Raw genomic sequence first — 18,934 nt, forward strand, 5'->3', positions numbered from 1 at the left:
GAGTCGTCAGTTCGGCAGTGCCCGCAACCAGGTGGGCGGCTGGCTGTCGTCCCGTTCGGCCGATTGCGGTGGCGGACCGCCCGCCTGGAGCTGCCACAGCTTGGCGTATCTGCCGCCGCGCTGCACCAGTTCGGTGTGGGTGCCGCGTTCGGCGACCACGCCGCCGCGTTCCAGGACATAGATGGTGTCGGCGTTGCGGATGGTGGAGAGCCGGTGGGCGATCACGATGAGGGTCCGCTTGTGCGCGAAGGCGTCGAGGCCGCGCTGGATGGCCGCCTCGGTCTCGTTGTCGACCGCGGAGGTGGCCTCGTCGAGGATCACGACAGGGGGATTGGCCAGGATGGTGCGGGCGAGTGAGATGCGCTGCTTCTGGCCGCCCGACAGAGCGGCACCGCGTTCGCCGACCGGGGTGTCGTAGCCGTCGGGCAGGGAGTCGATGAAGGAGTCGGCCCCGGCCGCGCGGGCGGCCTCGGCGACGCGCCCCTGGTCGGCGTCGAAGGTGCCGTAGCGGATGTTCTCCGCGATCGTCCCGTCGAAGACGAACGGCTCCTGGGAGACGTAACCGATCGCGCCCCGCAGCTCGCGCAGGGACAGTTCGCGTACATCGACACCGTCGAGCAGCACCTGTCCCGACGCGGGGTGCCGGAAGCGCATCAGGAGCTTGGCGATGGTGGTCTTGCCGGCGCCGGTCGTGCCGACGATACCGGTGACCTGGCCCGGGGCGATGCGCATCGACAGCTCGCGCAAGGCGGGCTCCCGACCGGGATAGGCGAACGTCACCTTCCGCAGATCGAGCCCGCCGCGGATGCCCTCCGCGGGCAGCTCCCTGCTGCCCGCGGCGTCCTCCTTGGGCAGGCTCAGCAACCGCTCGACGCGCTCGAAGGCGGCGATGGAGCGGCGGTAGCCGTCCGTCATCTCCCCGAGCCGGTTGAGGCGCGAGAGGGCGATGGCGGGCATGTCCAGCAGGGGGGTGAAGCTCTCCAGCGCCAACTCGCCGCGCAGCACGGCGTTGCCGCCCAGCAGGATGGTGCCCGGCAGCGCGGCCAGGGCGCAGCCTCGCACCAGTTGGCCTTGCAGGGCGGAGCTGCGGTCGGTGCGGTGGTTCGCCGCCCCGTGCTCCGCGCTGAGTTCGGCCACGCGCTCGTCCTCGTACTCCTCGGTGCACGCGGCCTTGACCATCACATTGGCCTGCAGGGTGTCCGTCAGCCGGGCGTTGAGCCGCGACCGGGCCGCGGCCGACTTCTCGCGGTCGTCCGCCGTGCGCTCGTGGAACCGGAAGGAGAGCCAGGCGACCACGGGGACGGGGGCGAAGGCGACCCAGGCCAGCTGCGGGGCCAGCAGCAGATACGTGGGCGCGAGCACCGCGAAGCAGGTGGCCAGCTGCACCCCCTCGTGCAAGGTGCGCCCGACGAAGTCGCCGAGCTGCCCGATGTCCTCGGTCAGTACCTGCGAGGTGCGGCTGGTGCGCTCCCCCTCCAGGTCGGCGGTCGACAGTCGCTGGACGTGCGCGAACGTGGCCGTGCGCCACTCGCCCTCGACCTGCTGGCCGAGCTTGTTCCAGCGGACGTTGGCGGCGTACGCCATACCGGTGGCGGCCACCACCGCCAGCGCCGTGGCGCCCGCGAGCACCGGTAGTTGGGCGCCCAGACCGGCCAGCCCCATGCCCGACAGGGCCTCACTGCCGCCTTGGACGAGGACCGCGATGGTGTAGGAGATGAGCGCGAACGCACCCATCTCCAGGGCCTGGGAGACCACCGAGAGCGCTGCCGCGAAGGCGAACTTGCGGCGGTGCGGGCCGATGAGCCGGGGCAGGAAGCCGCGCCGGGAGCGCGGTTGGGAGGTATCGGCGGAGGCATCGACGGCGGTGTCGCCCCCGGGCGCGGCGGAGTTCGACCGCCGCCAGGACCGTCTGACGATCGCTGCCGTGGCCACGGCCACGACGCCGAGACTCACCCACGGTCGGGCCAGCACTTTCAACGTCTGCTTCCCGAAACCCAGCGCGAGGGCGACGGCCGCTCCGGCGCCGGCCACCGCGACGACGCCGGTACCGCTGCCGGACGCCTTCTTTCCGTCCTCGCCGAGAGGTCGTTGCCCGCTCGCGGCGCCGCCCGCTCGCCGCCGCGCCGAGCGGGGCGCCTGCCGGGGCGCGGGGCCGGGGGAGTGGGCGACCCTGGTGAGGAGCTGCGACACCGTCCGGCCCAGCAACCGTGCCACTTCCCGCGCGTCCACGGTCGCGTCGTGGAAGACCAGCACCCGGCCGGTGACCGCGCTGGCCTCCGCCTGCGTGATACCCGGCGCCGCCCGGAGGGAGGACTCCAGCAGCTGGGCCAGGTTGGGCCGACCGCGTACGGCCGTCACCTCCCAGCGCTGCCGACCCGGCAGCACCGAACGGGGGCGGACGGGGACATCGGCGAGACGGCTGAAGGACGGTGCGCTCGCCGCGGGCGGACCCATCAGAAGTGTCATGTACGCAAATCCACCAGAGTGCGGAACCGGTGTCCGCTGGGCGTGGCTGAACAGGGCGTAGGAAATCAGGCGACAAGGGTCGTACGGACCACATCGGCCATAGGGGCAACAACGGTCAGGGGGACTCTAGAGGTTGGCTCCGGCGGCCAGCCAGTGCAGGACCCGCTGGTTCACCCTTCCGGGTAAGCGCGGACTAGGGCACCCGTGCGGTCCACGCCTCGCTGCTGTATTTGGACAGCGCCAGCTCCTCGGCCCGTGCCATCTCCTGCGCGGTCACCCGGCCCTCGGCCAGGCCGTAACGGGTGCGGAAGGAGCCGATCATGCGATCGATGACCTCGTCGCGGGGCAGCCCGGTCTGCCGCCGCAGTGGGTCGACGCGCTTCTTGGCGCTTCTGGTGCCCTTGTCGGACATCTTCTCCTTGCCGATGCGCAGCACGTCGAGCATCTTCTCGGCGTCGATGTTGTACGACATCGTCACGTGGTGCAGCACGGCCCCGCCACCCGCGGCGAGCCGCTTCTGGGCGGCGCCGGCGATCTTGCCCTCCTTGGAGGCGATGTCGTTCAGCGGCAGGTACCAGGCCTTGATGCCCATGTCGCCGAGCGCGTTGAGCACCCAGTCGTCGAGGTAGGCGTAGGACTCGGCGAACGACAGACCCGAGACGAGGGAGGCGGGCACCGAGAGGGAGTAGGTGATGGTGTTCTCGGCCTCCACGAACATGGCACCGCCGCCGGAGATCCGGCGTACGACGGTCACCCCGTGCCGGGCCGCGCCTTCGGGGTCCACCTCGTTGCGCAGCGACTGGAAGCTGCCGATGATGACGGCAGGGGAGTCCCACTCCCAGACCCGCAGGGTCGGCGAGCGGCGGCCGGCGGCCACCTCGCTCGTGAGCACCTCGTCGAGCGCCATATGGAGGGCGGGCGACTGCGGCGGCTCATGGATGAGCTGCCAGTCGTAGTCGGTCCACTCGGTGGCCCGGGTCAGCGCACGGCGCACACACACCGCGATCCCCTCGGCCGTGAGGCCGTACATCGTGGTGCTCTCCGGCAGCGCCGCCTCGATGCGGGCGGTGAGCCCGGCGGTGTCGGTGTCGGAGGGGGCGCCCTCCAGGGCCCGGTCGATGGCGCCGAGCGCCTCGTCGGGTTCGAGGAAGAAGTCGCCGGCGACGCGGACGTTGCGCAGCACCCCGTCCCGGTCGTCCAGATCGACCACCACCAGCTTGCCGCCGGGGATCTTGTACTCGCCGTGCATCGGCTGACCGCCTGCCTCACTGTCCGTTCCGGCGGGACCGCGCTGGTGGTCCCGGCCGGTGTTCAGCCTACGTCCGTGACCAGCCGGCGCGATCGTCGCGTATGGCCGATCAGCAAGAAGGCGGACATCACCAGCGTGACGGCCTGGGCGACGACGGCGAGCCGCTTGTCGTCGAACCAGACCGGCTCGTACATGTCGGGGAACGGCCCCAGCTCTCCCACGTCGACGTAGGTGTAGATCAGCAGCAGCGCCAGCCCGCCCGCGGCGACCAGTGAGGCGAACGCGTCCGAGACCGTGCGCCACCACACCAGCACCAGCAGCCCCGCCAGCGCCGCCACTGCGGCCTCGATCCGGAACAGATCCCCCTGACTGATGCCCGCGCTCACCCTGTCGTACTGGTCGGCGAGGGTGGCGTGGACATAGGCGACCACACCGAGCCCGCCGGCGGACAGCGCACGGGCGCCGCCTTGCACGATGCGGTACGCCTGCCCGTGGGCCGCGGGTGGCGGAGCACGGTGGGGAGTGGGGGTGTTCGCGGTCATCGCCTCTCCTGCCGTCCGGATGTGGGGACACCGGTCCTGGGAGTCAGTAGCCGCCGTCGGTCTGCCTCGGCTTCTTGGAGGGCTTCTTCTCCTTCTCCTCGCGGGTGATCTTCTTGCCGGAGGGGTCGAGGACGAACCACTCGGCGCCGAACTGGTCGAGCCCCTGGCCCTCGGTGTCACCCGGCTTCTCGTCGCCCTCGTAGCGGTAGAGGGGATGGCCGTCGTAGGTGACCTGCCGCTCGCCGCCCTCCCGCTCGCCGGTGCCCAGCAGTTCGCTCCTGGCGCCCGCACCCGCCTCGGGCTCGGCCTTGCCCTTGACGACGACGGGGGGCCACGCCTGCGCGCAGCCCCCCTCGCACGTCGATCGGCTCGACTTGTCCGCCTCGAAGAGATAGAGCGTGCGGCCGGTGCCGTCGACCAGGATCCTGCCCAGGTCGCTGGAGCGCACCTGGACCGTCCCCTCCTTCTTCGTGGGCGACGGGGAGGGGGACGGGCCGCCGTCGCCGCCGTCCGAGCAGCCGCTGAGGACCGCGGCCCACAGCACCGCGGCTGCGGCGCACACGGCTGTCCAGGTGGTGTTCCTCATGTGCTCCTCCGGCTCGGCTCTCCCCGGCCGGGGGGTGGCTGGGGAGCGGCTGCGGGACCAGAGCACCACGCGCCCGGGGGCGCCGCCACTCGGCGGGGGCCGTCCTGCGTACCCGGCCCGCCGACGCGGGTCAGGCGGCGAAGCCGCCGTCCACCGCGAGCAGGGCGCCGGTGACGTAACGGGCGCCGTCGCCGGCGAGATGCGCCACCGAGTCGGCGATCTCCTCCGGCGTCCCGTACCGGCCCAGCATCGTCAGAGCCGCCTGTGCCGAGGCTCCCGGCCCGTCGGCGGGGTTCATATCGGTGTCGATCGGGCCCGGAGAGATCTGGTTGACGGTGATCCCGCGCGGGGCCAGCTCCCGGGCCAGCCCCTTGGTGAGCCCGGTGACGGCCGCCTTGCTCATGGCGTAGAGGGTCATCCCGGGGAAGGGCACCCGCGCCGACACACAGCTGCCGATGTTGACGATCCGGCCGCCGTCCGCCAGCCGCGCCGCCGCAGCCTGCGCCACCAGATAGGCACCGCGCACATTGGCCGTCAGCACCCGGTCCACCTCCGCCGGCTCCACCGAGCCGAGCTCTCCCTGGGCGCCGGTGCCCGCGTTGTTGACGAGGATGTCCAGCCGTCCGAACTGCTCCGCCGCCCCGTCCACGGCGGCCCGGACGGAGTCCACGTCGGCCAGTGCGGCGCGTGCGGTCCACGCCCGGCCCCCGCGCTCCTTGATCTGTTCGGCCACCTCGCGGGCGGACGCGGCGTTCGACTCGTAGGTCAGGGCCACATCGGCGCCCTCCGCCGCCAGCCGGAGGGCGACGGCCGCGCCGATGCCCCGGCTGCCCCCGGTCACAAGTGCCGCCTTGCCGCTCAGCGGCTTGCTGATGGTGTCGCTGCGCATGGTCTCCGCCCGTCTGTCCGTCGTCGTCCTGGCCGTCGTTCCGGATGTACCGGTTGTTCCGGTCATCTCGGTTGTTCGAGTTGTTCCGGTTGTTCGGGTTGACATGACTCGATCCTCGGGTGGGGCGGACGGCGGCGCTGGCGCTATTCGGACCGCACATTCTTGGTTTTCTGTGCTGCACTTCCTGGTACGGTTCAGTGAACCAACACGGGAGTGAAACGCACCATGGACACCACCGAGGAGTGGCTGGACGCCGCCTCCATCGACCCGTCGGTGGGCGCTCTGCGCCCCGACTACCGCGCCCTGCTCATCGTCGCCGAGGGCCTGCGCCCCGGGCCCGGTGACGCCTTCAGCGAGGAACTGCTGGCGGAGGCCGAGGCGAAGGCCTGCGACCCCGAACAGCACCCGCACGTCGCCGCGTGGCGGGAGGCGTTCCGCGCCTTCGGCGCGAAGCCCAAGCGGACCCGCCCCAGCGTCGACGCGCTGCTGCGGCGCGCCCCCGAGGGGCTGCCGCGCGTCGACAGGTTGACCGACATCTACAACGCGGTCTCCGTCGCGCACGTCGTCCCGCTCGGCGGCGAGGACCTCGACCACTACGTCGGCCCGCTGCGGCTCACCCGCGCCGAGGGCACGGAGCCGTTCGCGCTGATGTCCGGCGGCGAGCCGGTGACGGAGAACCCGCGGGCGGGAGAGGTGATCTGGCGCGACGACGAAGGCGTCACCTGCCGCCGCTGGAACTGGCGCCAGTGCGTACGCACCCGGCTGACGACCGGGACCACCCGCGCGGTCTTCATCCTCGACGCCCTCGAAGCCATGGACGACACCGCCCTGGAAGCGGCGGGCCGCGCCCTCACCGAGGCCCTGCGGACCAGCAGCCCCGGCGCGACGACGGCCTCCCGCCTGCTGCGGGCCGCCTGACGCCCACCACCGTCCTTACGACGGAGCGGAACCGCCCGGCCGCAGCTCGGCGAGCAACCGGGGAAGGGCCTGCCCGATCGGGTCCCGCACCACTTCGTCGGCGATCGGGTCGTACGGCGTCGGCTCGGCGTTCACGATGACGAGCCGGGCCCCGTGCTCGGCCGCCAGCCCGGCGAGGGAGGCGGCGGGCTGCACCTGGAGGCTGGTGCCCACGGCGAGGAAGACGTCGCAGGCCTTGGCCACCGCCACGGCCTCGGCCAGCACTTCGCCGTCGAGCTGCTGCCCGAACATCACGGTGGCGGACTTGAGGACGCCCCCGCACGCCTCGCACGCGGGGTCCGGCTCACCCGCCGCCACCCGGGCCAGCGCCTGTTCCATCGTCGAGCGCGCCCCGCACTCCGTGCACAGCACCGTGCGGGCGTTCCCGTGCAGCTCCAGCACCTTCCGCCCGGGGACACCCGCGGCCTGATGCAGCCCGTCGACGTTCTGCGTGATGACCCGCACCGGGGTGCCCGTGCGCTCCAGCCGCGCGATCGCCTCGTGCGCCGCGTTGGGGACGGACTTCCACACGGGGCTCTCGCCGCGCATCCGCCACGAGCGGCGGCGGATGTCGGGGTCCGCCATGTAGTACGCGTAGGTGACCAGCTTCTCGGCCTCCGGATCCTTGCGCCAGACACCCTGCGGGCCCCGGTAGTCCGGGATACCGGAGTCCGTGGAGATCCCCGCCCCGGTCAGGATCGCCACCAGCGGAGCGCTGTCCCTTTCAGCCATGGGACCAGCCTAGTTCTCCACCTGGCCGAGGCGGCCGGTGCGCACGACCTGGTCACCGTCGCCGGCCAGCGCGCCGAACAGCAACTGTCCGAGGCGCTGCGCCGGTTGCTGCCCGGCTCCGCCGTCGTCGGCGAGGAGACCGTGCACGCCCACCCGGCGTCCTACGCGGCGCCAGCCTTCGGCCGGGCGGTGCCCCCAGCCGTGGCGGGGGACGAGGGCTTTTGCACCATGGTCGCCCTCGCCCACGGTGCGACCCTCGCCGGGTGGATCCTGGCCCCGGCGCTCGACAGGACGGCCACAGCGCGGCGCGGCGGCGGCGCGTTCCTCAACGGTGGGCCGCTGCGGGCCGGTTCACCCGCGGCGGGCGCCACGCTGCACGTCGCCGTCTCGCACCCGGACCACACGGACGCCGCCCAGGAGCGCGCGCTGCGCGGACTGCGTACGGACGGCATGGACGTACGACCCACCGGGTCCGCGGGGCTCGAACTGGCGGGAGGCAACGCGCTGCCGTTCACCGCCGCGCGTGACGCGGACACGACCCGGCGTATGGTGGGGCTGCTGCGCAACGGAAGCGACGACAGCGACGACAGTCACCGGAGCCGGCCCGCCTGACCCGGGCCGGGCGGGCCGGGCGAGGGGAGCCGCAAGTGCCATCGATCAGGGACGCGGTGGTCGTGGGGGCCGGCCCCAACGGGCTGACGGCAGCCGTGGAGCTGGCCCGGCGCGGCTTCGAGGTCGAGCTGTTCGAGGCCCGCGAGACCGTGGGCGGTGGCGCCCGTACCGAGGAGTTGACGCTGCCGGGCTTCCGGCACGACCCCTGCTCCGCCGTCCATCCCACCGGCGCCGTGTCCCCCGCCTTCCGCGCCATGCCGCTGGAGCGGTACGGACTGGAGTGGCTGCACCCCGAACTCCCCCTCGCGCACCCCTTCCCCGACGGCAGCGCGGCCGTGCTGGCCCGCTCGGTCGGTGAGACGGCGGCCTCCCTCGGGCCGCGGGACGCGGGGGCCTACCGGCGTCTGGTCGGTCCGTATCTGCGCCGCTGGGAGACGCTCGCCGAGGACTTCTTCGGCTACGGCTCCGCCCTCAACGGGCGCTTCCCCACCGACCCGGTGCAGCTCGTCCGGTTCGGTCTGACCGGTCTGCAGCCGGTCACCTGGTCCAAGGTCCGCTTCCGCGACGAGAAGGCCCGCGCGCTGCTCGCCGGTATGGCGGGGCACGTCATCGCACCGATGAACAACCCGTTCATGACGGCTCCGGCCCTCGTCTTCGCGCTCGCCGGCCATGTCGTCGGCTGGCCGGTACCGCGTGGCGGCTCGCAGGCCATCTCCGACGCGCTGGCCGGATATCTGCGGGCGCTGGGCGGCACGATCCACACCGGCACCGAGGTCAAACGCCTGGACGAACTCCCGCCCGCCCGCGCCTACGTCTTCGACACCTCGCCGACCGCGCTGGCCCGTATCGCCGGGCTGGGCAGCGCCTATGACAACGTCCGCTACGGCGCCAGCCTCTTCAAGGTCGACTACGCGTTGGACGGTCCCGTCCCATGGACCTCCCACGACGCGGCCCGCGCCGGAACGGTGCACGTCGGCCCCACGCTGGACGACATCGACACCGCGATGCGGGACGCTGTCGTACGCGGCCGGGCCCCTCAGCGGCCCTTCCTGATCACCTCCCAGCCCAGCCTCGTCGACCCCTCCCGCGCCCCCGAGGGCAAACACGTCTTCTGGGCCTACGGCCATCTGCCCAACGGCTGGGAGGACGACGCCACCGAGGCGGTGGAGGGCCAGATCGAACGCTTCGCGCCCGGCTTCCGCGACCGGGTGCTGGCCCGCGCGACCGCGGGGCCGCCGCAGCTCGCCGCGCGCAACGCCAACTACGTGGGCGGCGACATCGCCTGCGGTTCGGCCGCCGGGCTGCGGCTGCTGATCCGGCCCAAGCTCAAGCGCGTCCCGTACGAGACCGCACACCCGTCCGTCTATCTGTGCTCCTCCGCGGCCCCGCCCGGTCCCGGCGTGCACGGCATGGCGGGCCACCACGCGGCCCGGGCCGTCTGGCGCCGCCTCCGCCGCACACGGTGAGGCGCAGCGCCGCCCGAGGTGGTGGCCCATGGTCGAGGGAGGCGTGGGAAAGATAGGGTCCCCAAGGCGCGACTGCCTGTTCGACCAACAGAGAGACCCAGGGGCAGAACCATGACAACGACGGCCCGGACCACACCGGCGCGCGTGCTGATCGCCGCGGACAAGTTCAAGGGATCGCTGACGGCCGTCGAGGTCGCAGAGCGTCTCACGGTGGGAATCCGGAAAGCGCGCCCCGAGGTGGACGTGGAGGCCCTGCCGGTGGCGGACGGCGGCGACGGCACCGTCGCGGCGGCCGTCGCCAACGGCTTCGCCCGTCACGAGGTGGAGGTGACCGGACCCCTCGGCGCCCCCGTCACGGCCGCCTTCGCGCTGCGCGAGGGCACCGCCGTGGTGGAGATGGCCGAGGCGTCCGGCCTGCAGCATCTGCCGCCCGGGGTCTTCGTACCGCTCACAGCCACCACCTACGGCGCCGGTCAGCTGCTGCTGGCCGCCGTCGAGGCGGGGGCGCACACCATCATCTTCGGGGTCGGCGGCTCGGCCACCACCGACGGCGGCGCCGGCATGCTCGACGCGCTGGGCGCCCGGCTGCTGGATCGGGACGGCGACTCCATCCCGTGGGGCGGCGGCGGGCTGCGCGAGCTGGTCTCCGCCGACCTGTCCGAGATGGATCCCCGGCTCAAGAACGTCGAGGTGGTGCTCGCCAGCGACGTCGACAACCCGCTGACCGGGCCCAAGGGCGCCGCTGCCGTCTACGGCCCGCAGAAGGGCGCCGCCGAGGAGGACGTGCAGCTGCTGGACGCCGCCCTCACCCACTTCGCCGAGGTCCTCGGCGAGCAGGAGGCCGCCGCCTCGCCCGGCGCGGGCGCCGCGGGCGGCATCGGCTTCGGTGCCCTCGTCGGGTTGCGCGCCCGGTTCCGGCCCGGCATCGAGATCCTGATGGAGGAGCTGGGCGTGGAGGCCGCCATCGGCCGGGCCACCCTCGTGGTCACGGGGGAGGGGTCGCTGGACGAGCAGACCCTGCACGGGAAGGCCCCGGCGGGCGTCGCGGCGGCGGCGCGGCGCGCCGGTAAGCCGGTGGTGGCCGTCTGCGGGCGGCTCGCCATCGGGAAGAAGGATCTGCAGGCCGCCGGCATCGAGAAGGCCTATGCGCTCACCGACATCGAGGCCGACGTCGAGCGCTGCATCGCGGAGGCTGGTCCGCTGCTGGAGACGCTCGCCGAGCGCCTCGCCGCCGACCGGCTGTAGCCGCGCCGGACCCGCCCCGTACCCGGAGCACAAGGCTCCGCACCGTACCCGGAGCAACAAGAGGGGCCCGCCGCAGTGCGCGGCGGGCCCCTCTTCGTGAGCGTATGGAGCGTCGGTCAGCCCTGGGCGGCGGCCCGTGCCTCGCGGCGGTTGTCGCGGAACGCGTTCACCCGGCGTGCTGTGGCGAACAGCGGAATCACCGCGCCGAGGACGACCTGGAGGGCGCAGCCGGTCTGGAGCAGCAGCTCGCCTCCGGGAGCGTCGAAGGCCCAGGAGGCGAGGAGCCCCATGCTGAGCGCGATCCAGCACAGCATCGCCACGGCCAGCCGACCTCGCGGCTTCGGGTACTCCACGCGGCTGACCATCAGCCATGCGACGCCGAGGATGCCGAGCGCGGTCGGCAGGAAGGGCAGCTCCAGCAGCACGATGGAGATGACGGTCAAGGCGCCGAAGGGTCCTGGCATGCCCTGGAACATTCCGTTCCGCATCGGCACGCAGGAGAACCGCGCAAGCCGTAGCACCACCGCCAGGAGGACCACCACGGCGGCGACCACGGAGATCCGCTGGTGTGCGTCGTTGGCGACCATGCCCCAGACGGCCACGAAGTAGGCGGGCGCCAGTCCGAAGCTGATGAGGTCGGAGAGGTTGTCCAACTCGGCGCCCATGGCCGAGCTGCGCAGCTTGCGTGCGACCAGCCCGTCGAACAGGTCGAAGACGGCGGCCATCAGCATCAGCACCACGGCGGTGGCGGCGCTGTGCCGGGCCATACCGCCGTCCTCGCTGCCGGTCAGATGCGGGATGAGGACGCCGGTGGTGGTGAAGTACACCGCCATGAAGCCACAGGTGGCGTTGCCCAGCGTGAGGGTGTCCGCGATCGACAGCCGGGTCGACAGCGGCATCTCGTCGTCGGCGTCGTCCGCGTAGTCGTCGTCCGCGTACTCGGCGTATCCGGCGAAGTCGTCCTCCCGGTCGGTGGACCGCTCCGCCGCGGGGACCCAGGCGGCCTGGGCGTCGGGATCAATCACGGTCAAGGCGAGTCACCCCCGCTGTCGTGGTCTGACCGACCTCCACGGCCGTCTCGACGCCCTCGGGGAGGTAGAGGTCCACCCGGGAGCCGAACCTGATCAGCCCGAGGCGCTCGCCCTGCTCGACCTTGGCACCACTGGGCACGTACGGCACGATCCGCCGGGCCACGGCACCGGCGATCTGGACCATCTCGATATCGCCCAGCTCGGTGTCGAAGTGCCAGACGACGCGCTCGTTGTTCTCGCTCTCCTTGTTGAACGCGGGAACGTAGCCGCCGGGGATGTGCTCGACGGACGTCACCGTGCCCGCGAGCGGGGCGCGGTTGACGTGGACGTTCAGCGGGCTCATGAAGATGGCGACGCGGGTACGGCCGTCCTGCCACGGCATGATGCTCTGCACCACGCCGTCGGCCGGGGAGATCACCCGGCCCTGGCCGATTTCCCGCTCCGGGTCCCGGAAGAACCACAGCATCCCGGCGGCGAGCGCCGTCGCGGGTACGGCGACCAGTGCGGCGCGCTTCGACCTGCGGGCGCGTGCCAGGCTGAGAGCCGCCGTCGCCACGGTCGGGACGAGCCACGGCGAGGCTCCGCGTGCCAGGCGCACCCGGGGTGCACCGGGCGTGCCGTGGTCGGTGCCGGACGAGGGAGAGCCGCTGGGTGCTGTGGATGGGCTGTGGGGCATGAATGACCTTCGTAGCGGAGGGAGCCGCGTAGGTGACAGGGGGACGGCGGCTTTCCCGGGATGCTATCGGTTTCTGATGGCAACTGGGCAAGCCAGCGGGCCAGTCAGTGACCGAAGTCCCGGTCCGGGGTGCGCCTTGAAATCTCAAGAAAACACCCCGAAACGGACATTCAGCCCTGGCTGCGGTACTCCTCCAGGAGCCGCCGGCCCACGATCATTTTCTGGATCTCTGCGGTTCCTTCGCCGATCAGCAGCATCGGCGCCTCCCGGTAGAGCCGCTCGATCTCGTACTCCTTGCTGAAACCGTACCCGCCGTGGATGCGGAAGGCGTCCTCCACGACCTCCTTGCAGTACTCGGAGGCGAGATATTTCGCCATTCCCGCCTCCAGGTCATTGCGTTGGCCGGAGTCCTTCTTGCGGGCGGCACCCACCATCAGGGCGTGTGCCGCCTCGACCTTCGTGGCCATTTCGGCCAGCTTGAACTGAATGGCCTGATGCCCCGCTATGGGCTTGCCAAACGTGTGACGCTGCTGCGCGTAGTCGATTCCGAGCTCGAACGCACGCTGCGCGACCCCGCAGCCACGTGCCGCGACGTTCACCCGGCCGACCTCGACCCCGTCCATCATCTGGTAGAAACCGCGGCCGGTCGCGCCGCCGAGCACCCGGTCGGCCGGAATCCGCAGGTCATCCATGATCAGCTCGGTGGTGTCGACGCCCTTGTAGCCCATTTTGTCGATCTTGCCGGGGATGGTGAGCCCGGCCCTGACCTGGCCGAAACCAGGCTCCTTCTCCACCAGGAAGGTCGTCATCGACTTGTGCGGAGGCGTGCCGTCGGGGTGCCCCTCGTCCGTGCGGCACAGCACCGCGACGAGCGTGGCGGATCCGCCGTTGGTCAGCCACATCTTCTGCCCGTTGAGCAGGAAGTCACCGCTGCCGTCCGGAGCGGGGACCCCCTTCGAGGTGATGGCCGACACGTCCGAGCCCAGGCCCGGTTCGGACATCGAGAAGGCACCGCGGACCTCGCCCGTGGCCATCTTCGGCAGGAAGTGGTCCTTCTGCTCCTGCGTGCCGTGCTGCTTGAGCATGTACGCCACGATGAAGTGCGTGTTGATGATGCCGGAGACGCTCATCCAGCCGCGTGCGATCTCCTCCACGCACAGCGCGTAGGTGAGCAGCGACTCGCCCAGCCCGCCGTACTCCTCGGGAATCATCAGGCCGAAGATGCCCAGTTCCTTCAGGCCCTCGACGATCTCGCTGGGGTACTCGTCCTTGTGCTCCAGCTGAGTGGCGACCGGCAGGATCTCCTTGTCGACGAAGCTGCGCACCGTCGAGAGGATCTCCTGCTGTATCTCCGTCAGACCCTCGGTCTGCGCCAGCCGTCCCATCTCACCTACCGCCCTTCGGCGCCGGCTCGCGCAGTTCGGGGCGGCCCGGCTGCTCACCGCCGCGCTCCTTGACGTAGGTCTCGGTCGGCACCATCACCTTGCGCCGGAAGACGCACACCAGGGTGCCGTCCTGCTTGTAGCCCTTGGTCTCGACGTGCACGATCCCGCGGTCGCTCTTCGACTTCGACGGGGTCTTGTCCAGCACCGTCGTCTCGCCGTAGACGGTGTCGCCGTGGAAGGTCGGCGCCACGTGCTTGAGCGACTCGATCTCCAGATTGGCGATGGCCTTCCCCGACACGTCCGGCACCGACATGCCCAGCAGCAGCGAGTAGATGTAGTTGCCCACCACCACGTTCCTGCCGAAGTCGGTCGTCGACCCGGCGTAGTTGCTGTCCAGGTGCAGCGGGTGGTGGTTCATGGTGAGCAGACAGAACAGGTGGTCGTCGTACTCGGTGACCGTCTTGCCCGGCCAGTGCTTGTAGGTCTCGCCGACGGTGAACTCTTCATAGGTGCGTCCGAACTGCATGGATCAGTCCTCCGGAGGGGTGAAGGAGGTGGTGCGCCGCATGCCGGCGGCTCGGCCCTTGCCGGAGATGACCAGCGCCATCTTGCGGCTGGCCTCGTCGATCATCTCGTCGCCGAGCATCGCCGAGCCCTTCTTGCCGCCCGCCTCGGAGGTGTAGTACTCGTACGCGTCCAGAATCAGCTCGGCGTGGTCGTAGTCCTCCTGGGAGGGGGAGAAGACCTCGTTGGACACCTCCACCTGCCCCGGGTGCAGTACCCACTTGCCGTCGAAACCGAGCGCGGCGGCACGCTGGGCGACCTTCCGGTAGCCCTCCACATCGCGGATCTGCAGATAGGGCCCGTCGATCGCCTGCAGATCGTGGGTACGGGCGGCCATCAGGATCCGCATCAGGATGTAGTGGTAGGCGTCGGCCGGGTAGCCGGGCGGCTGCTCGCCCACCACCAGCGACTTCATATTGATGGACGCCATGAAGTCGGCCGGGCCGAAGACGATGGTCTCCATCCGGGGCGAGGCCGCGGCGATCTCGTCGACGTTCACCAGGCCCTTGGCGTTCTCGATCTGCGCCTCGATGCCGATGCGGCCCACATCCAGGCCCACCGTCTTCTCGATCTGGGTCAGCAGCATGTCCAGGGCCTGCACCTGCGCGGCGTCCTGCACCTTCGGCAGCATCACGCAGTCCAGATTGGCGCCCGCGCCCTCCACGACGGTCACCACGTCGCGGTAGGTCCACTCGGTGGTCCAGTCGTTGACCCGCACGACGCGCGTCTTGCCACTCCAGTCGCCCTCGTTGAGGAACTTCACGATGGTGTGCCGCGCCTCCGGCTTGGCCAGCGGGGCGCAGGCGTCCTCCAGGTCGAGGAAGACCTGGTCGGCGGGGAGGCCCTGCGCCTTCTCCAGAAACCGCGGGTTGCTGCCCGGCACGGCCAGGCAGGAACGGCGCGGGCGGAGCGCACGCTGCCGGTTGTCGCTGTTCACGAGGTGACCTCCAGTGGTTCCATCTGGTCGCGCTCGCTGCGCTCATCGCGCGTATCGAGCTTGTGCTGTGTCCGGATCTCGTCGACGATACGGCCGATGATCCGGGTGATCCCGAAGTCCTTCGGGGTGAAGACGGCGGCGACCCCCGCCTCGCGCAGCGCCCGTGCGTCCGCGGCCGGGATGATGCCGCCCACGACCACGGGGACGTCGGCCGCGCCCGCCTTCCGCATCCGCTCCAGCACGTCGGGCACCAGTTCGGCGTGCGAGCCGGAGAGGATGGACAGGCCCACGCAGTGCACGTCCTCGGCGAGTGCCGCCGAGACGATCTCCTCGGGTGTGAGCCTGATGCCCTGGTAGACCACCTCGAAGCCCGCGTCCCGGGCCCGTACGGCGATCTGTTCGGCACCGTTGCTGTGGCCGTCGAGCCCCGGCTTGCCCACCAGCAGCCGCAGCTTTCCGACGCCCAGCTCCTCGGCGGTGCGCTCCACCTGCTGCCGCACCGCGGCCAGCTCGGAGCCCTCCTCGGCGGTCACCGCGACCGGGGCCGAACTCACCCCGGTCGGCGCCCGGAACTCGCCGAAGACCTCGCGCAGCGCGCCCGCCCACTCCCCGGTGGTGACCCCCGCGCGGGCGCACTCCAGCGTGGCCTCCATCAGATTGGTGTCGCCGGCCGCCGCCTGGCGCAGCGCCGCCAGGGCCTGCTCGGCGCTCGGGTGCAGTCCCGGCTCGCGGGTGCCCTCGCGCCAGAACGGCTCGTCCCGGGTCTCCCGCCAGCGCTTGACGGCCTCCACGGTGGCCGCCTCGCCGGCAGGGTCCACCGTGAGGATCGCGGTGTCCAGATCGGCGGTCAGCGGGCTCGGCTCGGTCGACTCGTAGCAGTTGACGCCGATGATCTTCTCCTCGCCCGACTCGATCCGGGCACGCCGCCGAGCGTGCGAGGCGACCAGCTGGGACTTGAGATAGCCGGACTCGACGGCCGCCATCACCCCGCCCATCTCCTCGATCCGCGCCATCTCGGCCAGCGACTCGTCCACCAGTGCGTCCACCTTGGCCTCGACGACGTGCGAGCCGGCGAACAGGTCCTCGTACTCCAGTAGATCGCTCTCGTGCGCCAGCACCTGCTGGATGCGCAGCGACCACTGCTGGTCCCAGGGGCGGGGCAGACCCAGCGCCTCGTTCCAGGCGGGCAGCTGCACGGCACGCGCGCGGGCGTCCTTGGAGAGGGTGACGGCCAGCATCTCCAGCACGATGCGCTGGACGTTGTTCTCCGGCTGGGCCTCGGTCAGCCCGAGCGAGTTGACCTGCACGCCGTAGCGGAAGCGGCGCTGCTTGGGGTCGGTGATGCCGTAGCGCTCGCTGGTGACCCGGTCCCAGATGCGGGTGAAGGCCCGCATCTTGCACATCTCCTCGACGAAGCGGACGCCCGCGTTCACGAAGAACGAGATCCGCGCGACGACCCGCCCGAACTCCTCGGGCGGCACCTGACCGCTGTCCCGCACCGCGTCCAGCACCGCGATCGCCGTCGCCATCGCGTACGAGATCTCCTGCACCGGCGTGGCCCCGGCCTCCTGCAGGTGGTAGCTGCAGATGTTGACCGGGTTCCACTTGGGCAGGTGGGCGACCGTGTAGGCGATCATGTCGGTGGTCAGCCGCAGCGAGGGCCCCGGCGGGAAGACATGCGTCCCGCGCGAGAGGTACTCCTTGACGATGTCGTTCTGCGTCGTGCCCGACAGCTGGGTGATGTCGGCGCCCTGCTCCTCCGCGACCACCTGGTAGAGCGCCAGCAGCCACATGGCGGTGGCGTTGATGGTCATGGAGGTGTTCATCTTCTCCAGCGGGATGCCGTCGAAGAGCCTGCGCATGTCGCCCAGATGGGAGACCGGGACCCCGACCCGGCCGACCTCGCCGCGGGCGAGGACGTGGTCGGGGTCGTAACCGGTCTGGGTGGGCAGGTCGAACGCGACGGACAGCCCCGTCTGGCCCTTTTCGAGATTGCGCCGGTACAGCTCGTTGGACGCCTCCGCGGTGGAGTGGCCGGCGTATGTGCGCATCAGCCAAGGGCGGTCGCGCTTCCTGTGCTCCCGTTCCTCACTCATGGGGGCGCCTCACACGTTCCGGAACCTGTTGATGGCCTCCAGGTGCTTCGCCCGCTTCTCCTCGTCGCGCACGCCCAGTCCCTCCTCGGGGGCCAGCGCGAGGACGCCGACCTTGCCCTGGTGGATGTTGCGGTGCACGTCGTGGGCGGCCTGCCCGGTCTCCTCCAGCGGGTAGCTCTTGGAGAGCGTCGGGTGGATCTTGCCCTTGGCTATCAGCCGGTTGGCCTCCCAGGCCTCGCGGTAGTTGGCGAAGTGCGAGCCGACGATCCGCTTCAGCGACATCCACAGGTAGCGGTTGTCGTAGCTGTGCTCGTAGCCGGAGGTGGAGGCGCAGGTGACGATGGTGCCCCCCTTGCGGGTGACGTAGACGCTCGCGCCGAAGGTCTCGCGCCCCGGGTGCTCGAAGACGATGTCCACGTCCTCGCCGCCGGTCAGCTCGCGGATGCGCTTGCCGAAGCGCTTCCACTCCTTGGGGTCCTGGTTGTGCTCGTCCTTCCAGAACCGGTAGCCCTCGGCCCTGCGGTCGATGATGGCGTCGGCGCCCATTCGGCGGCAGATCTCGGCCTTCTCCTCGCTGGAGACGACGCAGATCGGGTTGGCGCCGCCGGCCAGCGCGAACTGCGTGGCGTAGGAGCCGAGTCCGCCGCTGGCGCCCCAGATGAGCACGTTGTCGCCCTGCTTCATCCCGGCGCCGTTCTGTGAGACCAGCTGCCGGTAGGCGGTGGAGTTGACCAGCCCGGGGGCCGCCGCCTCCTCCCAGCTGAGGTGGTCCGGCTTGGGCATCAGCTGGTTGGACTTGACCAGCGCGATCTCGGCGAGCCCGCCGAAGTTGGTCTCGAAGCCCCAGATCCGCTGCTCCGGGTCGAGCATGGTGTCGTTGTGCCCGTCGGCGGACTCCAGTTCGACGGAGAGGCAGTGCGCGACCACCTCGTCGCCCGGCTTCCAGGAGTTGACGCCCACGCCGGTGCGCAGCACGACGCCCGCCAGGTCGGAGCCGATGATGTGGTACGGCAGGTCGTGCCGCTTGGCCAGCGGCGAGAGGCGGCCGTAACGCTCCAGGAAGCCGAAGGTGGACAGCGGTTCGAAGATCGAGGTCCACACGGAGTTGTAGTTGACCGAGGAGGCCATCACGGCCACCAGGGCCTCGCCCGGGCCGAGTTCGGGCAGCGGCACCTCGTCGAGGTGCAGAGACTTGCGCGGGTCCTTGTCCCGGGTCTCCAGCCCTTCGAACATGTCCACCTCGTCCTTGTGCACCGTCACGGCGCGGTAGGACTCGGGCAGCGGGAGGGCGGCGAAGTCCTCCGGCGAGGTGTCGGACGCGAGGATCGCGTCGAGGATCTGGTTCACGGTATGCCTCCGGCGGAGCGCGAAGTTACAAGATCGCTTGAGGGACGTCGGTGGTGAGGCAGTGCCGTCGGTTCGGCTCTTGCGGTGTTCGCGCGGGTGTGCGCGGCTCGCTTGTGACGCCAAGCGTTCCGGGGCACACGGTTTTCGCCGTGGG

At 71.0% G+C, this 18,934-nt stretch carries 18 protein-coding genes; 4 read left to right on the plus strand and 14 right to left on the minus strand.

From position 1 onward, the window contains the following. Window positions 1-6 precede the first annotated feature (6 nt). The 5 genes from JW613_RS18375 to JW613_RS18395 form a co-directional block, all read right to left on the minus strand. Window positions 7-2,466, minus strand: a complete 2,460-nt coding sequence (locus JW613_RS18375) for an ABC transporter ATP-binding protein/permease (RefSeq protein WP_245225891.1) — start codon at window positions 2,464-2,466, stop codon at window positions 7-9. A 193-nt stretch (window positions 2,467-2,659) separates the two neighbouring features. Beyond that, window positions 2,660-3,715, minus strand: a complete 1,056-nt coding sequence (lplAB, locus tag JW613_RS18380; protein WP_209211898.1) for a lipoate-protein ligase LplAB — start codon at window positions 3,713-3,715, stop codon at window positions 2,660-2,662. 62 nt (window positions 3,716-3,777) lie between these two features. Further along, window positions 3,778-4,257 carry a hypothetical protein gene (locus tag JW613_RS18385; protein WP_099885045.1) on the minus strand — a complete coding sequence of 160 codons (480 nt, stop codon included), beginning with the start codon at window positions 4,255-4,257 and terminating at the stop codon, window positions 3,778-3,780. Between the two features lie 43 nt (window positions 4,258-4,300). Then, entirely contained in the window at window positions 4,301-4,843 is a 543-nt protein-coding gene (locus JW613_RS18390; RefSeq protein ID WP_209211899.1) for a COG4315 family predicted lipoprotein, read from the minus strand. A 130-nt stretch (window positions 4,844-4,973) separates the two neighbouring features. Beyond that, the gene (locus JW613_RS18395; protein ID WP_245225892.1) at window positions 4,974-5,732 is read right to left on the minus strand and encodes an SDR family NAD(P)-dependent oxidoreductase; all 759 of its coding nucleotides are present in this window, start codon (window positions 5,730-5,732) and stop codon (window positions 4,974-4,976) included. Window positions 5,733-5,957: 225 nt separating this feature from the next. Between JW613_RS18395 and JW613_RS18400 the strand changes: the two genes are divergently transcribed. After that, a complete protein-coding gene (locus tag JW613_RS18400; RefSeq protein ID WP_099885048.1) occupies window positions 5,958-6,650 on the plus strand; it encodes a B3/B4 domain-containing protein in 693 nt (230 codons plus the stop codon). 15 nt (window positions 6,651-6,665) lie between these two features. On the opposite strand, the gene JW613_RS18405 is transcribed toward JW613_RS18400, so the two are convergent. Next, complete coding sequence (locus tag JW613_RS18405) at window positions 6,666-7,421, minus strand: SIR2 family NAD-dependent protein deacylase (RefSeq protein ID WP_209211900.1); 756 nt, start codon at window positions 7,419-7,421, stop codon at window positions 6,666-6,668. A gap of 9 nt (window positions 7,422-7,430) precedes the next feature. Then, entirely contained in the window at window positions 7,431-7,574 is a 144-nt protein-coding gene (locus JW613_RS36810) for a hypothetical protein (RefSeq protein ID WP_372447958.1), read from the minus strand. Between JW613_RS36810 and JW613_RS18410 the strand changes: the two genes are divergently transcribed. The 3 genes from JW613_RS18410 (at window position 7,563) to JW613_RS18420 (ending at window position 10,744) form a co-directional block, all read left to right on the plus strand. Next, window positions 7,563-8,033, plus strand: a complete 471-nt coding sequence (locus JW613_RS18410) for an inositol monophosphatase family protein (protein ID WP_372447960.1) — start codon at window positions 7,563-7,565, stop codon at window positions 8,031-8,033. The genes JW613_RS36810 and JW613_RS18410 overlap by 12 nt on opposite strands. 35 nt (window positions 8,034-8,068) lie before the next feature. After that, window positions 8,069-9,499: a phytoene desaturase family protein gene (locus tag JW613_RS18415; RefSeq protein ID WP_209211901.1), complete on the plus strand. Its 1,431-nt coding sequence runs from the start codon at window positions 8,069-8,071 to the stop codon at window positions 9,497-9,499. Window positions 9,500-9,610: 111 nt separating this feature from the next. Next, entirely contained in the window at window positions 9,611-10,744 is a 1,134-nt protein-coding gene (locus JW613_RS18420) for a glycerate kinase (RefSeq protein WP_209211902.1), read from the plus strand. A 116-nt stretch (window positions 10,745-10,860) separates the two neighbouring features. On the opposite strand, the gene JW613_RS18425 is transcribed toward JW613_RS18420, so the two are convergent. The 7 genes from JW613_RS18425 to ccrA form a co-directional block, all read right to left on the minus strand. Then, window positions 10,861-11,775: a CDP-alcohol phosphatidyltransferase family protein gene (locus tag JW613_RS18425; RefSeq protein ID WP_099885052.1), complete on the minus strand. Its 915-nt coding sequence runs from the start codon at window positions 11,773-11,775 to the stop codon at window positions 10,861-10,863. Continuing rightward, a complete protein-coding gene (locus tag JW613_RS18430; protein WP_245225893.1) occupies window positions 11,762-12,451 on the minus strand; it encodes a phosphatidylserine decarboxylase in 690 nt (229 codons plus the stop codon). Before JW613_RS18430 ends, JW613_RS18425 begins: the two co-directional genes overlap by 14 nt. A 170-nt stretch (window positions 12,452-12,621) precedes the next feature. After that, window positions 12,622-13,836, minus strand: coding sequence for an acyl-CoA dehydrogenase family protein (locus JW613_RS18435; RefSeq protein WP_209211903.1), 1,215 nt, complete (start codon window positions 13,834-13,836; stop codon window positions 12,622-12,624). Between the two features lies 1 nt (window position 13,837). After that, window positions 13,838-14,362 (minus strand): MaoC family dehydratase, encoded by a 525-nt coding sequence (locus tag JW613_RS18440; RefSeq protein WP_209211904.1) that lies wholly within the window; start codon window positions 14,360-14,362, stop codon window positions 13,838-13,840. A gap of 3 nt (window positions 14,363-14,365) precedes the next feature. Next, window positions 14,366-15,337 carry an HpcH/HpaI aldolase/citrate lyase family protein gene (locus JW613_RS18445; RefSeq protein ID WP_099885056.1) on the minus strand — a complete coding sequence of 324 codons (972 nt, stop codon included), beginning with the start codon at window positions 15,335-15,337 and terminating at the stop codon, window positions 14,366-14,368. Beyond that, window positions 15,334-17,433 (minus strand): ethylmalonyl-CoA mutase, encoded by a 2,100-nt coding sequence (locus JW613_RS18450; RefSeq protein ID WP_209211905.1) that lies wholly within the window; start codon window positions 17,431-17,433, stop codon window positions 15,334-15,336. The genes JW613_RS18445 and JW613_RS18450 overlap by 4 nt, the downstream gene beginning before the upstream one ends. Before the next feature lie 9 nt (window positions 17,434-17,442). Further along, complete coding sequence (gene ccrA / locus JW613_RS18455; RefSeq protein WP_209211906.1) at window positions 17,443-18,780, minus strand: crotonyl-CoA carboxylase/reductase; 1,338 nt, start codon at window positions 18,778-18,780, stop codon at window positions 17,443-17,445. Window positions 18,781-18,934: the final 154 nt, after the last annotated feature.

The sequence above is a fragment of the Streptomyces smyrnaeus genome, assembly GCF_017676345.1.
Lineage (GTDB): Bacteria > Actinomycetota > Actinomycetes > Streptomycetales > Streptomycetaceae > Streptomyces > Streptomyces smyrnaeus.